We start from the raw sequence: 16,619 nt of genomic DNA, 5'->3' as shown, positions 1-16,619 counted from the left end.
GGCTTGCGGCCGGGCAGAGGCGGGTGGGCGTTGGCTACTCCACCACCAGCCGCTGGGTGGCCGTGCGGCCATTGGCGGCGAGGCGCACGAGGTACAGCCCGGGCGCGAGGCCGGTGAGGTCGAGCGGGTGCGCGGTGGCGTAGGTGGCCAGGCGCAACGTTTCGGTGCGCACTGGGCGGCCCAGGGCATCAAGCACGGTGAGGGTGGCGGGGGTGCCCAGCGTGGCATGGGCCGGCAGCTGCACCAGGGCCGTGGTGTGAGCTGGATTGGGGTAGATGAGCGGCGCGGCGCCGGGGCGGGTGACCAGGGTGGTAGTGGCCCCGGCATCGGGAATACGCACCAGAAATGGACTGTCCGTGGGAGAAATACTGCCCAGCGGTGGGGTGCCGAAGTCAATACTGGGCGATTCAAACACCCCCAGCATATACAGCTCACTGCCTGCCCATGTCAACCCCTGGACGATATCGAATTCGGTACCGCCCACCGTCTGGGCCCAATCAAATGTGGCGTAGTTGCCATTATCGGTTAGGCGGGCAATGAAGGCATCACCCCGCCTCACAGGAGCCGGGTTTCCCATCAGAGTGGTGGCTCCGAACTGCACATTGCCCGGGGCAAAAAAGTTGATAGTGCCCGCCAGGTACACCTGAGCGCCCTTTGCCAGCCTAAGCACAAATGCGTCGCCGGGGCCAGTGGTAGCCTGCACCCAGTCGCAGGTGCCCCTATCGGTTAAGCGGGCTACGTAGGCCCGGCCACTGTCGCCTGCCGGCAAGATAAGGTTGTCGAATGCTATGGCATCGGTTCCCGCAGTACTGGCCAAGTATATGGTGCTATCCTGCACTGCCAGCGTCGAGTAGTCTGTCCCTGGTTTGCAGCCGAATTGCCTGGCCCACGCTACCCGGCCGGTGGTACCATCGTCGACGACCTTCGCCACATACACGGCTTCCGCTGGTCCGGCCCGGAGCACAGTAGTCCCGATGGTAGTAGTGCCCTTGAAAGTGCCCGTCAGGTATAGATTGGGGCCATTGCCCACTATTCCCATCTCAGCGCCACGGCTGGTGGTAGCTCTTCCTAAGCTTTTGGCCCATACGACGCCCCCAGCCATCCCAGGGTCATTCAGGCGCGCTATAAAACGGGTTGGATAGCCGCCTGCCGACGGCAGCGCAAGGTTGTCGAGCTGGAGTTCGGACTCCGAAAATTCACCTGTGAGATAAGTATGCCCGCCACTTACGCATATACCATAATCCATAATCCAATTCTCGTCGGTCATGAGCATGGCCCAATCGAATTGCTGGGTACTGCCGGTATCCGTCAGGCGCGTCACATAGTGCGCTAAATAGCCATGAGGCGTTAATTCGGTTGTGCCGAAGCTGGTAGAGTTAAACCCGGATGCGTTAAGAATAACACCTAACAGGTAATAGCTATTGCCGTTGCGCACCAACCCTACCGCATGATGACTCATCATGGTGGGGGCCTCGGCCACCCAGTCGAACTCCTTGGTTACGATGTTCCACTTGGTCACAAACACCGTATATCGTTCCGCACTGGTGTGCTCCACACTGCCAAACTTCACCGTGCCGTAGTAAACACCCGCCAGCACAATGTTGCCACTGGCGTCGGTAGTCATGGCATCTATCATGCTAAAGCCACCTGGAGTCCCTGGGCTCACCACTTGCATCGCATCGGCCCAGCCCGGGGCCTGGGCTTGCGCCCGCATTCCGGCTAGTGCCAGCAGCACTACCAGGGTCCAGCGTATCATTCGGTACAGTTGTTTCATAGTCGTAGCGGGTTTGGTTGGCCTAAATATAGGCCGCCAGATGCTTACAAACCTATTCGGCCCGTCGCCCGCCACCACAGTACCCCCACCAGCCAAACGGCCAGCCCCCACCGGGAGCTGGCCGTCGTCATTACCAGGGTTAGGTAAGAAAAGACTTACCCCAAGAGCCTACTCCACCACCAGCCGCTGGGTGGCCGTGGTGCCATTGGCGGCGAGGCGCACGAGGTACAGCCCGGGCGCGAGGCCGGTGAGGTCGAGCGGGTGCGCGGTGGCGTAGGTAGCCAGGGCAGCCGTTTCGGTGCGCACCGGGCGGCCCAGGGCGTCGAGCAGGGTGAGGGTGGCGGGGGTGGCAGTGGCGGCGGCGGGCAGCTGCACCAGCGCCAGGCCGTGCGCAGGGTTGGGGAAGGCCTGCAGCGCGGCCGTAGGAGATGGGCCGGCAGCGGCAGCCAGCGGGGCGCCGGTGCCGCCATTCAGCCGCACACTCACCGACTGGCCGTTGAGGTTGCCGGTCACGAAGTCTATGTCGCCGTCGCCATCCAGGTCGCCCGTTACCAGCAGCATGGGCACCCGCCCGGTGGCCGTGGCCGAGCCCCGCGTGAAGCCGCCACCGCCATTGTTGAGGTAGGTGGTAGCTACCGAGCTGGCATCGGAGCTCACCACCAGGTCGAGGTCGGCATCGCCGTCCACGTCGGCCACGCCTATTCCGGAGGTAAAGTCGGGGACGGAATAGGTGGTGGGACTTCCGAAGGCGCCCTGCCCGTTGTTCATCGCTACCAGTAGCCGGTCGTTGTTCGAATCGCCGCTTACCAGGTCGGGGAAGCCGTCGCCGTTCAGGTCGGCCAGCTGCAGGTGGCGAGGCGCGCCGGCGGCATCCACCACCGTGCTGGCCTGCAGGTGGCCGAAGCCATCGTTGAGGCGCCGCCGTATCACCCCGGACGCATAGTAGAGCACGTCCAGGTCGCCGTCGTTATCCACATCCGCCACCGTCAGCGGCGCGCCTATGTCGAACCGGTTCGGGTTGGCGAGCGGGGCAAATGCGCCCGTGCCATTGCCCAGCCACACCACCGCATTCGAGGTAGAGTTGGCGGTAGCCACCACCAGGTCGAGGTAGCCGTCGGCATTGGCATCCAGCAAGGTTAGCGCGTACGGATTGCCATCCGCCGCAATGTCGCTGCCCGCGCCGAAGCTGCCCTGCCCGTTGTTGAGGCGCACGTGCACCAGCTGGGCGTCGTAGTTGGTTACGAGCAGGTCGAGGTCGCCGTCGTTGTCTACGTCGCCCAGGCCCAGGTCCATTCGGCCATTGGGGGTGGGGGGAAAGGTGGTGTAGTCGCTGCCGCCCGCGAAGTTGGCCCGGCCATCATTCAAGCGCACTTTCACCGCCTGGTCCTGGGTGGTGGTTAGCAGGTCGAGGTCGCCGTCGTTGTCCACGTCGCCCAGCACCACGCTCGCCACGGCACTGGCCAGCGGCACTTCGCTGCCGCCCCCAAACACGCCGGTGCCGCCCACGGCGGCCGCCCGAAAGTGCTGGGCCAGGCCCCAGGTCATGGCGACGCCGGCGGCACTTTGGGCCTGCGCACTCACCGAGAGCTGCAGCACCTCGCCCGGCCTGAATGCGCGCGTGGGCACGAAGCGCACCGTGCGGCCGCTCAGGCTGGCGCTACCGCCCAGCCGTCCCCCCTGCTCACTGCTGAACACGCGCACGGCGCCCAGGGTGGCCGGGGTGCTGCTCATGGGATGCGAGAAGTTGACCACCACCGGCGCGCGACGGCTCACGGCCACCGTCTGCGCCGCCGGCACCACGGTATCGACGTACGGCACCTGGGCCTGCCCTTCCAAAATCAGTGCGCCGATAGCGCTAAGCGAGAGTAATAGGGTCTTCATGCTGTGCAAGGTAGCAGTTTATTCGAAAAACCTCCTCGCCGCTTCTGGGGCTACTTACGCCAAACGGCCAGCCCCCACCGGGAGCTGGCCGTTCGCATCGCAACTGCCCGGCACCGGGCCGGGGCCGGCGCTTGCCTATTCCACCACCAGGCGGCGCACCACCGTGCTGCCGCCCGCCGTGAGGCGCAGGGCATACACGCCGGCGGCCACGCCGCTCAGGGGCAGCTCCTGGCTGCGGGAGCCGGGGGCGGGGGCCACCGGGTAGCTTCGCACCGTGCGGCCCAGGGCATCGAGCAGGGTGAGGCTGGCGGCGGGGCCGGCCGGCAGGGCGGGCAGCTGCACCGTCACGCTGGCGTGGGCGGGGTTGGGGGCCAGCATCAGGGCCGCGAGGGCGGCGCGGGGGTTGGTGCCGGTGAGCACCACGGCCACGGGCGTAGCCAGGGCCGATACGCAGCCCGCCGCCGAAGTCACGCTGAGCGAGTAGCTGCCATTGCCGGCAGCCGAGGGCACCACGTAGGTAGCGCCGGTGGCGCCCGGAATGGGCGTGCCATTGAAGTACCACTGGTTGCCGGTGGGGCTGCTGCTGCTGAGGGTGCCCACGGGCGCCTGCGTGATGACGGGCAGGGCCGGCGTGGGCGCCACCACCACCGCCGTAACCGGCGCGGCCGCAATGCAGCCGGCGGCGCTGGTGCCCGCCACGGCGTAGGTGCCGGTGGCTTTCACCACGATGGCCGCCGTGGTGGCGCCGGTGCTCCAGGCGTAGGTAGCGGCCCCGCTGGCGGTCAGCGTCACGCTGTCGCCGGGGCAGATGGTGAGCGAGCGGCTGGGCGTCACCGTCACCACGGGCAGGGCATTGATGGTGGCCACCACCGCCGTGCGCGGGCCCGGGCACAGGCCGGGGCTGGCACTCACGCTGGCCACGTAGTAGGTGGTGGTGGCGGCCAGGCTGGGCGTGGTGTAGCTGGCCCCGGTAGCCCCGCTGATGGGCGTGCCGCCCGTGGCCGTGATGTACCAGGCGAAGGTGCCCGGGCCGCTAGCGCGGGCCTGCAGCAGCAGCGGGCCGGGACCGCAGCGGGCAGTGTCGCGAGCCAGGGGAGCCGCGGGCAGCGGCACCACCGTGAGCACGCGGGCCACCGGGGCGCTGGCGCAACCGGCGGTGCTGGTGCCCACCACGGTGTAGGTGCCGGCGGTGTCGGCCACGATGGTGGCGGTAGTGGCCCCGGTGTTCCAGAGGTAGGTAGCGGCGCCGCTGGCCGTGAGGCTCACCGTGCTGCCCGCGCACACGCTGAGCGGACCACTGGCCGCCACCGCCACGGTGGGCACGGTATTGATGGTAGCCTGCACCACCGTGCGCACGCCGGCGCAGGCGGTGGCACCGCTGCCCGTGGTAGCGGCCACGTAGTAGGTGGTGGTGGCGCTAAGACTGGGCGTAGTGAAGCTGGCCCCGGTGGCCCCCGCAATGGGCGTGCCGCCGCTCGGCGAGGTGTACCAGGCGTAGGTATTGGCGGGCGAGCCGGTGGCCGTGAGCGTGAGCGTACCCGGCCCGCAGCGGCTGGCCCCGCTAGCGGTGGCCGGGTACTGCACGCAGAACGCGCCCGGGCTGAGCACCGTGCCCACCGGCGTCAGCACCGTGACGTAGCCACCGATGGCCCCGGCCGGCACCACGAAGGTGATGCTGGTGCCGGCGGCATTCACCACAAAGCCGGTAACGGCCGTGCCGTTGAGGCTCACGCTGGTGGCCCCGCTGAGGTTGGTGCCCGCGATGGTAACCGACGTGCCCACCGGCCCCTGCGCCGGGCTGAGGCTGGTGATGGTGGCCGCGGGCCGGTTGAGCAGCACCGAGGCCGTGGCGGCCCCGGCATTGGCGGTGGCCACGTCGAGGCGGCCGTCGCCGTTCAGGTCGGCCACGGCCAGGGCCTGCACCCCGGCGGCGGCCCCGTAAGTGACAAAGCCGGGGAAGGTGCCGGTGCCGCTGTTGAGGTGCACCGCCACGGCCCCCAGCGTGGCCGAGCCGGTCACCAGGTCGGGGCGGCCGTCGCCGGTGAGGTCGCCCACGGCCAGGGCCACGGGCTGGGCGGTGGTGGGCAGGTCGGTGCGGGTGGCCAGGGTGCCACTGCTAGTGGCACTGGTCAGCCACAGGGTCAGGTCGTTGCTGCCGCGGTTGGCGGTGGCCACGTCCAGCAGGGCATCGTTGTTGAAATCGGCCACTACCAGGGCCAGCGGCTCGGTGCCGGTGGCGTAGGTGGGGCCGGGGCGGAAGCCGCCGGTGCCCTGGCCCAGCAGTAGGCTCAGGGTGTTGTCGGCGGCGTTGGTGGTCAGCAGGTCCAGTCGGCCATCGTTGTTGATATCGGCCAGGGCCACGCCGCTGGGGCGGGCGCCCACGGCCACGGCGGTGCCGGGCCCGAAGCCCTCGCGGCCGGCATTGAGCAGCACGGTGGCCGTGCTGCCGGGGCTGGCGGCGGTGCCGGTGTTGGCCGTCACGATATCGAGGTAGCCGTCGCCGTTCACGTCGCCCAGGGCCAGGGCCTGGGCGGGGGCCGCCAAGGCATACTCCACGGGGGCACTCAGCTGGTAGCGGTCGGTGCTGAGCAGCACGGCCACGGTGGCGGCATCGGCGCGGGTGGCCACCACATCGAGGCGGCCGTCGTTGTTGACGTCGCCCAGCACCAGCGCCGCAAAGGGCGTGGTGGTGGCATAGTCGAGGCGGGTGCCCAGCACGCCGGCCGTGGTGGCGGGGCGCACCGAGATGCCCCCGCTGGCCTGCGCCGTCACCAGGTCCAGCAGGTTGTCGCCGCTGAGGTCGCCCAGGGCCACGCCGCCCGGCGTGGCGGGGGTGTCATAATCGACGTGCCCGGCCAGCACGCCGGAGCCCGCCCCCGCTGCCGTGGTAAACTGATACACGTACGGCTGCACCGCCACGCCCGCCGTGCTGCGCACGCTGGCCGGAATGGTTACCTGCACCCGCTCGCCGGGCTTGAGGTAGGGGAAGCGGGTGCGCACGGTGGCCGTGAAGCCGCTCACGGTGGCGGCCTGCAAGCCCCGCCGCCCCCCCGCCACGCTGCTAAACACGGCAATGGTATTGGCCGACGACAGCAAAGGCTGCGCCGTGAAGAAGGCCGCCATCGTGGTGCTGGGAGCGGCCGTGGAGGTGTTGCTGGCCGGCGTGCGCGTCAGCACCCGAAAGGCGGAGCTGCTGCTGCAGTCTACGTTGATGGCGAAGCCCGCCCCAGTGGTAGCGGCATCCGACGTAAAGACCAGCGTGAGCTGCCCCGTGCTGTTGAACGCCGTGATGCTGCCCGGCAGCGTGCTGCCCGAGTACGTGCCAATGAGCCCCGCGCTGGCCGAAGCTCCGTTGTAGATGCGCAGCAGGTCGTGCCCGGCCTCGGTATCGAAGCGCACAAAGCTGAGCTGCACGCTGGCCCCCGGGGTGGCGGGCGTGAGCACCGTGGTCAGGGTTTCGGCGTTGGCATAGTTGCCGGCGGCCCCGCCCGAGTCGTAGAGCGTGCCCGCGCAGGTAGTCAGCGGCCCGCTGCCAATCAACAATTCGCTGCCAGTGCCCGGCACCGTGAGCACGCCCGCGCTGGTGGCCGTGCCATTGGGCGTGGTCACCACCACCGTCCCCGTGCCCACGCCTGCCGGCAGCGTAAAGGTGAGGCTACCCGCCGTAGCCGTAAATGGACTGATGCTCACCCCACCCACGCTCACGCCGGTAGCTCCAGCTAGGCCGGTGCCCACGATGGTGACCACCGTGCCGGCCGGTGCGCTGGTGGGCGAGAAGCTGCTGATAACGGGCGCGGCCCCCGCCGGGCCGCCAATGTTGAGCAGTACGCTCACGTCGTGGCTGCTGGTGTTGGCCGTCACGGCGTCGAGGCGGCCGTCGCCGTTCACGTCTATCAGCTGCACGCTGTGGGGCTCGTTGCCGGTGAGGTGCTGCACGCCGGGGCCAAAGAGGCCGTTGCCGAGGCCGGGTAGGAGGTACAGGGCATCGCCGCCGGTGTTGGTCACGGCCAGGTCGGGCAGGCCGTCGCCGGTGGCATCGGCCACGGCCAGGCCCTCGGGGGCGCTGCCGGGGGCGAGGGGGTAGTCGGTGCGGGCCCCCAGGCCGCCGCCGGCCAGGCCCAGCCACACGCTCACGTTGTCGGAGCCGGTGTTGGCGGTCAGCACATCGAGCACCCCATCGGCGTTGATGTCCTGCACCAGCAGGTCGAGCGGGTTGCTGGTGGCGGTGGGCAAGGGGTAGTCCACGCGCGGGCCGTAGGTGCCGGTGCTCAGGCCCGGCAGCACCGAGAGCCGGGCTTGCAGGTACTGGCTCTGGGCGGTGCGGGTGGTCAGAATGAGGTCGGGCAGGCCGTCGCCGGTGATGTCGTCTACTTCACCATCGGTCACCTGGCCGGCCGCAATGTAGCGGGTGTTGCCGGTGAAGCCGCCCAGCCCGTTGCCCGACTTCACCTCCAGAAACGGCGAATCGTAGAGGCCGTAGCCGATGTCGAGATTGCCGTCGGCGTTCACGTCTTCCAGCACCATGCGGCCGTCCTCCAGGTAGCCCACGCCCCCACCGCCCGGCGCGCCATACCCCACCGCCGCCCGCCCAAACAGCACCCGGATAGAAGCGCCCAGCGACACGATATCGGGGCGGCCGTCGCGGTTCACGTCGGCTATCTCCACCGAGTTGCCATCGGTCAGGTTATACACCGTGGCCGGCCCGAAGCCCCCGCCACTCACCCCGTAATACACCGAGATGGTACCCACGTCGACGTTGGTGCCGCTTACGGCCGCCAGGTCGGGCAGGCCGTCGCCGTTGAGGTCGCCCACGGTCGCATCGCCCAGGAATATTTCCACCGGGTAGTCCGTCCGCACCCCGAAGGTTTGGGCTGCCGCCGGCAATCCCGCTCCCAGCAGCAGCCCCAGCAAGGCCAGCACCGGGCCCGCAGGCATGAGAAAACCCGCCAGGCGGGCCGTAGTCGCAGTAAGTAGTCTTGGCATAGGGGCGGAAGCTGATTAAAAGTCAGCTACGAAGATACCAATCAGGCCACTGGCAAGGCTCATTCTATTGCCTGGGCCCGTCACTTAAGTGCACAAAAAGCGCCCGCCGGCCAGGGACCAGCGGGCGCAATTGCCAGGGGTTGGGGTGGAGGCGGGCGGGCGGGCGGCTGTTCTTCTCGGGCAGCTGCTACCCTACTCTACTACCAGGCGCTGGGTGGCGGTGGTGCCATTGGCCGTCAGGCGCACCAGGTACAGGCCGGGCGTGAGGCCCGCAAGGTCGAGCGGGTGCGAGGTGGTAGTGGCGGGCAAGGTGGCCGTTCGCATCGAACGTCCCAGGGCGTCGAGCAGGGTGAGGGTGGTGGGGGCACCCGGGGCCGTTGCGGCAGCCAGCTGCACCAGCGCCCGGCCGTGGGCCGGATTGGGCCCCACGCTGAAGGCCGACGGCAACGCCAGGGCAGCAGTGCCGAGCAAGGCCGGGTCGGTCACCCAGGCCAGCACACCCGCCGACTGGGCGCTGGCAATGGGCAGCGGGCGCGCGCCCACCTGCAGGTTGGGCGAGTTGGCCCAGCCGGCCACGTACACCCGGTTGCCGGCCAGGGCCACGGCCGCCACTTCTTCGGAGCCAAAGCCGCCGTATTGCTGGGCCCAGGCCACGCGGCCGGTGGTGCCACCGTCAGTGATGCGGCTCAGAAACGTATTGGAGTAGGTGATAATCCCCGGCACGTTGGGCAGCCGGAAGCCGCCCAGGGCTAGGGTATCGCTGCGGAAGTCGCCGGCCAGGTACACGTCGGTGCCCCGCACGGCCAGGCCCCGGGCATACTGATTGCCCGCCCCGCCGCCCGCCACGCCCCACACGGCAGTGCTGGCGGTGCCGGTATCGGTCAGCTTCACCACGGCCACGCCCGCGTCGCTCGCGCTCCGGACGGCATTGGCGGGGCTGCTCAGCGCCACGGCGCCCACCGTGGCCCCGGCCTGGCCAAAGTTGAGGGCCGTGTACAGGGTATTGCCGTGCACGGCCAAGGCCGCAAACTGCTCTCCGTAGAGGCCGGTGGTTTGCTGCACCCAATCGACCACGCCGGAGCTGCCCGCATCCGTCAGCCGCAGCACGAAGCCGTCGCTGTACAGGTAGGCCGGGTTGAAGCTGGGCAGGCTGGTGTTGGTGAGCGTGTGGCCGCCCACGCGAAGGCTGGGGCTGGCAAACTGCCCGGCCACATACACCGCCGTGCTGCCCAGGGCCAGAGCCAGCACATCGTCGCGGCCGGTGCCGCCCAGGGGTAGGGCCCAGGCCCAGGCGGCGCTACTGCCGTTATCGGTCAGGCGGGCCACGTAGCCATCGCCGTTGGGGTCGGCAGTGAGCTGGCTGGGGCCTACTTGCAGGGCCGTGCTATTAAAGGCCCCGGCCACGTACACGCTGCCGTTGCGCTCGGCAATGGCGGTGGCAGCTTCGTCGCCGGTAGTGCCCAGCTGCTGGGCCCAGTTTAGCTGGGCCGTGTTGCCGGCATCGGTCAGCTTCAGCACCATCACATTGCGCGGCGCAAAGGTGGCGCTGCCCTCCGCGTTGGTGAGCATGGCAGGGCCCACGGCCACGGTGGGGCTGGCGAAGGCGCCGGTGAGATACGCCACGCCGCCCCGTAGCGTCAGAGCGGTAAACTCTTCCCGCCCGATGCCGCCAATCTGCTGGGCCCAGGCCACGGTGTTGGTGGCGGGGTTCCACTTCAGCACCACGGCATCGGTAGGGCCCACGCTGGTCAGGCGGATAGCGCCGAAGTTGACGGTGCCGTAAAACCCGCCGGCCAGCCATACGTTGCCCTGCGCATCGGTAGCCGTGGCGCGGGGCGTAAACCCGTTGTCGTTGACACTGGCAGCAGGGTTCAGGGTGCCGAGCAGAGTGGCATCCGTCCAGCCGGGCGCTTGGGCGCCAGCCGTGTGGGCCAGCAGGGGCAGGCCCGCCAACAGGGTAAGTATGCGGTGTTGCATGAGTACAGATGAGCGTGAAGATGACGCGGCAGGGCCAGCCAAATCGGCGGGCGGGCCGCCACCATCAGCCGCCAGCCCGGGCCTGAGCAAAAAGCTTGCCTATGGAGCTGTTCGTCGCTGGCTGTTGCTTCTTGTTGTCCCCAGCCTACCGGCAGCGGGCGCTGCCGCTTACTCCACCACCAGGCGCTGGGTGGCGGTGGTGCCATTGGCCGTCAGGCGCACCAGGTACAGCCCGGGCGTGAGGCCCGCCAAATCGAGCGCATGGCGGGTAGCACCGGCGCCCAGCGCTACGGTTTCGGCGCGCACCATGCGGCCCAGGGCATCGAGCAGGGTGATGGTAGCGGGAAAGTCGCTGCCCGGAGTAGCCGGTAGCAGCACCGTGGCCCGGCCATGCGCCGGGTTGGGCAGCAGGCCCAGGTGGGCGGGGGCCGCCGGGGCCGCCGTAGCCAGGGGCCCCGTGCCGCCCGCCAGCACCGTGTAGGTCAGGGCCGATACCACCCCGCGCGGCGTGGTCACCATCACGGGGCCGCTGGCGGCGCCGGCTGGCACTTCCACATTCTGGATGACGGTGCCCGCGGCATTGACCACGAAGCCCGGGCCGGCGCTGGGGCTGCCCGGCCCCGCGAAGGTAATGCGCAGGGCTCCTTGCAGGTTGCTGCCCTCGATGGTGAGGTAGCTACCCACCGCCCCCTGGCTGGGCAGTAGTGCCGCCAGGCGGGGCTGCAAAACGGTACCCACGCCCAGCATCGCCAGAAAGGCCTTGCCGACACTGCCCACCGAGGGCACGGTGTGCGGGCCGAACAGGGCCCCGGCCTGGGTGGAGCCCCCCACGTACAGCTGGTTATTCACCAGGCTCAGGGAGCTGGGGGCGGCCGTGGTGGGGTTGCCCGCCTGCTGCGTCCACTGGTAGTAAGGGCCGGCCACGCCATCGTGCAGGCGGGTTACGAAGGTGTTGTAGCCCACCGAGCTGCTCAGGGTATCGAGGCCAATTACCGGGCCCGCGCCCTGGCAGGTGCCGGCCACGTAGAGAGTGCTGTCGGTGGCCAGCAGGGCCTGCACGCCGCCGGTGCTGGCGCCGCCGGGGGCCAGGGCCCAGGCCACGGTGCTGCCGGGGCCGGTATCGGTCATTTTCAGCAGGAAAGCCCGGGTGCCGCCCGCATTGGCCAGCGTGTGGGGCCCTACCGTCAGGGGAAAATCGGTGAAAGCGCCCCCGGCGTAAATGGTATTTCCCTGGGCCGTGAGCGTGTTTATGGTTTCGCGGCCCGCGCCAGTCAGCGGCCGGGCCCATTGCCAGGTGGCCGTGCTCCCCAGGTCGTTGAGCTTGGCCACGAAGCCATCGTAGGCGCCGGTGAGCGCCAGGGTAGTGGTCCCTAAGGTTAGCGCCGGGCTGTTGAACGAGCCGCCGAGGTACAGGCTGCTGCCATTGCGGGCCAGGCCGGTACAGGTTTCATAGCCGGTGTTGCCGGCGGCCACCACCCACTCGTAGTCGGCGGCGGTGCCCGTATCGCGCATTTTGGTTACAAAGATATCGCGGCCGCCGGCCGTCGTCAGCTGCTGGCTGCCAAAGGTGGCCGTGCCGCCAAAGCTGCCGCTCAGGTAGAGCGTGGTGCCCTGCACGAGCAGGTGGGACGCATCGACCACGCTGGTGCTGGGAATCAGCTGGCCCCATACGCAGCGGGCGCTGCTGCCCAGGTCGTCGATGCGGGTGAGGAAGGTCCGGTCGTCGCGCCCCATGGGTACCAGCACGCCGGCAAAGCTCATGGTGCCTACTATAAGTGCATTTTCGATATACCCCGCCAGGTACACGTGCGAGCCCTGCACGGCCAGCGCCTGGGGCCGCTCGCCCGAGGGGCTGCCCACCTGCACCACCCACACAAAGGCCTGCGCCGTGGGGCTCCACTTGGCCACGAAGGCATCGTAGGCGCCCAGCGTAGTTTGGGAGAACGCGCCCAGCGTCATGGTAGAGCCGAAGTAGCCGGTCACGAAAACGTTGCCGAGGCTGTCGGTGGCGGTGTCGGTTATCGTGCAGGGGTTGCCGGGCACCTGGGTGCTGGTTACCAGCATCTGCCAGGTGGGCGCCTGGGCCCGGCTGGCCGCCATAGTTCCCAGCATCGCGCCCAGCATCAGCAACACCCGGCGAACAGTTGTAACAAGAAGTTTCATACCAAAAGCAGACTACCCGTCGCTCTACCTGACCGACGCGGTAAAGATACTGCCACTTCCTCAGCGGCCTGCCTCGGCCCCCACGCTCAGCAAAAAGCCCGGCGACCATGCGGCCACCGGGCTTATAGTCTAGTAGGTAGCGGAGTGCTACTCCACCACCAGCCGCTGGGTGGCGGTGGTGCCATTGGCAGTGAGGCGCACGAGGTAGAGGCCCGGCGCCAGGCCCGCCAGGTCGAGCGCATGGCGGGTAGCGCTGGCGGCCAGGGCTACGGTTTCGGTGCGCACCGCGCGGCCCAGGGCGTCGAGCAAAGTGAGGCGGGCGGGGCTGGCCGTAACCAGGGCGGGCAGCGGCACGGTGGTGCGGGCATGGGCCGGGTTGGGATAGATGGTGAGGGCCGCCGCCGTAGCCGGGCGGGTGCCCAGCGTAAGGTCGGTAAGCGAGGCCAGGAAGCCTACCGGCGCGCCCGCCGAGGCCCCTATTACGCTGGTGCTGCCAAACGCCGCCGGCGAGGCGACGCTGCCAGCCACCAGCACCTGGGTGCCACTCAGGGCGAGCGTCGCCGGCGAGTCGCTGCCGCTACCCCCGGCCGCCACCGCCCAGTCGAACGCAGCCTGGCCGGGGGCTTCGGTCAGGCGCATCACCAGCACGTCGCGCTGGCCGGCAGTGACCAGCGTAGAGGCTCCCCAGGTGGTGGCGCTGCCATCAAACGAACCGGCGACGTACACGCTGTTGCCGCGCACGGCAATGGCATGGCCCAGTTCGTCGCCCGTACCCGCCGACGACTGCACCCAGGTGAAGATGGGGCTGCCCCCCGCTTCCTGCAGCCGAACCACCAGCAGGTTGGAGGAGGGGCTGCTGCTGTTGCGCAGAGTGAAGGGAAACGCGTCGAGGCTCGGGCTGGTGTAGTAGCCGGTCAGGTACACGGCTACGCCCTGCGTGGTCAGGGCCGTTACTTCATCTACCCCGCTACCCCCCAGGCTGCGCTCCCACTCGCTGGTGGCTCGGGGGCCCTGGTCGGTGAGTTTGCCCACAAAGCCCTCCGTGTTGTTCAGCGGGCCAACCAGCGTTGGAAAGATGCCTCCCCGCATGGCACCATCGAAGGCGCCCGCCACGTACAGGGCATTGCCGGCCACGGCCAGGGCCCGCACTCGGTCGTCGTCGGGGCCGCCCAGGCGCTCGGCCCAGGTAAAGCTGGCCGTCGCCCCGGCATCGGTTAGCTTGGCCACGAAGCCATCGTAGTTGCCCTCATTGGCATTTTGCAGGGCCAGGCCGCTAAACGTGATGATGGCATTGCTAAAGCGGCCGCCTACATACACCGAAGTACCCACTACGGCCAGGGCTTCGGCCAGCGTCACGCGGTTGCCGGTGCCGCCCATCCAGTGGGCCCAGCTGAAGCTGCCACTCGTGCCCGCATCCACCAGCTTGCACACAAAGGCGTTGTTGTTGATGCTGCCCGGCAGCTGGGTAGTGCCAAAAGTAGCCGCGTCGCGGTAGATACCCGTCACGTACACGGCATTGCCGGCCACGGCAATGGCGCGGGCATCGTCGAGGCCCACGCCCCCGGCGCGCTGCGCCCACACGTAGCGGCCCGTTGCCGGGCTCCACTTGGCCACGAAAATGTCGCTGTCGCCGCTGCTGGTCAGCGTGATGCTGCCCAGGCGGGCTACGCCCGAGAAAGCGCCCGTTACGAATACATTACCGGCCGCATCGGTCGCCGAAGCGTAGATGCGGGCCGGGGCATTGTCGATGGTGCTGACGGCTCCCCAGGCTGGGGCTTGCGCCCGGGCGGCCGGGGTAGCCAGCAGCCCCATCAGGAGCAATAAAACGGCAGCGTGAACGACGGTAAAAGGCCGGGGCATAAGCAATAAGAGCAGGGTGGCACAAGGTATTTAACTGCTCAAATGTACCTTGTATTCTCCGATGCCCGCCATTATGCCGGACGGCCGGGGTGCCTACTCCACCACCAGCCGCTGGGTGGCCGTGGTGCCGCCCGTAGTCAGCCGCAGCAGGTAGAGACCGGGCGCGAGGCTGGCCGGCAACGCCATGATAGCAGTGCCGGCGGCCGTGGTGCGGCCCTGCCACACGCAGCGGCCCAGCGCATCGAGCAGCAGCACCGGCGTGTGGGGCGGGGCCCCGCGCAGAGTGGCGCGGCCCGCCGCTGGGTTCGGATACACGGTGAAGGCGCTGGTAGCAGCTGGCGCCGCCGCCAGCGCCGTGCCGTCGTTGAGCAGCACCTGCGCGGCCGTGGTGGTAGAAGGAATGCTCACGACGACGTCGAGGTCGCCGTCGCTGTCGGCATCCACCAGTTGGGCATTGTAGGACTGCGACGGCCGGTTGAATACTTGAGCCGTGGCAAACTGCCCGTTGCCGGGGTTCAGGGCCAGGCGCAGGTTGGTATCGGTGGTACCGGTGAGCAGCAGGTCGAGGTCGCCGTCGCCGTCCACATCGCCCACATCGGCCACTGCTTGGCTCACCGTGCCCATAGGGGGCAGCAGCGTGCGGCTGAAGGTGCCGGTGCCGTTGTTGTGCCCCACGCTCACGGCCACAAAGCCCGGATTAGCTGGCACCTGCGAGTGAGTGCACAGCAAGTCAAGTGCGCCGTCGTTGTTGAAGTCAGCCAGTTTGATGATGTCGGGATAACGCCCCATGGCCAAGGGTGCGGTAGGCGTAAAGGCGCCCCGGCCATCGTTACGATACACGCGTACCGTGCTGTCCTGGTAGCTGGTCGCCACCACGTCAAGGTCGTGGTCGCCGTCGAGGTCGCCCAGGACCAGCCCCCGGAAGTCATCGGAAGCGGCCACCACCAGTTCGGGCGTCAGGGCACCCGTGCCGTCGTTGCGGCCCAGCAGCAGGCCGGGCTGCGGAGGTTGATACCACGGTATCAGAACGTCCAGGTCGCCGTCACCATCCACGTCGCCCACCTCCAGGCTCTGCACCACAGAATTCAGGGCCGTAGGCTGGGCGGGGGCAAAGCGGCCGGTACCATCGTTACGGCACAGATGCAGGCCGTAGGTATACTTCTTGCCCACCAGCAAGTCGAGGTCGCCGTCGCCATCCATGTCAGCCAGGCGCAGCCGGTTGTTATCAAAGTCCGTAGTCACGGCCGAGCCGTGGCGGAACTGCCCGCCCCCTACCCCCAAGTGCACACTCACGGTATCGACCGTAAACGACGACACCAGCATATCCATCAGGCCATCGCCGTTCACATCGGCCAGGGCAAGCAGTTCGTCGGGCGCCGTCCAGCTCACCGTCGGGCCAAGCGCAAAGGTGGCCGCGCTGGGCCGCGTGCCCACCGTGAACTGCCCCACCACGGGCCGGGTCAGGGGTCCGCCGGGGCCCGTCACGGCCGTCGTGGCAGTGTACTGCACGGTTTCGCCCGCCACGAAGGGCGTCGTACCCAGCGTGTAGCGCAGCTCGTTGCCGCTGACCACGGCCGGCGCCGTGCGGGTGCGCAGCCCGCCCCGCTTCGCGCTGAACACGTGCAGCCCCGCCGCCGAGGCAGGAGTCAGCGCCTGCGTGAAGGCGAGCGTGAGCCCCCCGGCAGCCGGAGCCGACGCGGCATTGATGCGGGGGAACAAGGTGGTGAGTACCGGGCCCTGGGCCGTCGCCAAGCTGGCCGGTAGCCACAAAGCCAGCACCCAGCCGGCCACCTGCCAGCCCGAAACAGTAATCATTCTAGTCATTCCCTTGCGTATAATGGCAGCAAACCTCGCAAAGGTATGGTATAGCCCTCCTAGGTCTGTGCTGTGCCACGCGGTGCCTCTCGCTTACTCCACCACCAGCCCCTGCATCCCCCCGGTACCATCGCCACGAAGCATAGCAGGCAGTACCTCACGCCTA

General features: G+C 68.6%; 7 protein-coding genes. All 7 read right to left on the bottom strand.

Features of this window, described 5'->3' with window-relative positions:
• Nucleotides 1–34: 34 nt before the first annotated feature.
• Complete coding sequence (locus tag Q5H93_RS01405; RefSeq protein WP_305004684.1) at nt 35–1,774, bottom strand: T9SS type A sorting domain-containing protein; 1,740 nt, start codon at nt 1,772–1,774, stop codon at nt 35–37.
• Between the two features lie 168 nt (nt 1,775–1,942).
• On the bottom strand, nt 1,943–3,655 hold the full coding sequence (locus Q5H93_RS01400; RefSeq protein WP_305004683.1) for an FG-GAP-like repeat-containing protein: 1,713 nt from the start codon (nt 3,653–3,655) through the stop codon (nt 1,943–1,945).
• A gap of 135 nt (nt 3,656–3,790) precedes the next feature.
• Entirely contained in the window at nt 3,791–8,638 is a 4,848-nt protein-coding gene (locus Q5H93_RS01395; protein WP_305004682.1) for an FG-GAP-like repeat-containing protein, read from the bottom strand.
• Between the two features lie 192 nt (nt 8,639–8,830).
• The gene (locus tag Q5H93_RS01390) at nt 8,831–10,615 is read right to left on the bottom strand and encodes a T9SS type A sorting domain-containing protein (protein WP_305004681.1); all 1,785 of its coding nucleotides are present in this window, start codon (nt 10,613–10,615) and stop codon (nt 8,831–8,833) included.
• Nucleotides 10,616–10,783: 168 nt separating this feature from the next.
• Nucleotides 10,784–12,778, bottom strand: a complete 1,995-nt coding sequence (locus tag Q5H93_RS01385) for a T9SS type A sorting domain-containing protein (protein ID WP_305004680.1) — start codon at nt 12,776–12,778, stop codon at nt 10,784–10,786.
• Nucleotides 12,779–12,925: 147 nt separating this feature from the next.
• Nucleotides 12,926–14,638, bottom strand: a complete 1,713-nt coding sequence (locus Q5H93_RS01380; RefSeq protein ID WP_305004679.1) for a T9SS type A sorting domain-containing protein — start codon at nt 14,636–14,638, stop codon at nt 12,926–12,928.
• Nucleotides 14,639–14,731: 93 nt separating this feature from the next.
• Nucleotides 14,732–16,453 carry a T9SS type A sorting domain-containing protein gene (locus Q5H93_RS01375; protein ID WP_305004678.1) on the bottom strand — a complete coding sequence of 574 codons (1,722 nt, stop codon included), beginning with the start codon at nt 16,451–16,453 and terminating at the stop codon, nt 14,732–14,734.
• Between the last annotated feature and the right edge of the window lie 166 nt (nt 16,454–16,619).

Origin of the sequence: Hymenobacter aranciens, from assembly GCF_030580865.1 — a bacterium.
Classification (GTDB): domain Bacteria; phylum Bacteroidota; class Bacteroidia; order Cytophagales; family Hymenobacteraceae; genus Hymenobacter; species Hymenobacter aranciens.
This window is presented reverse-complemented; position numbering and strand designations above follow the sequence as displayed.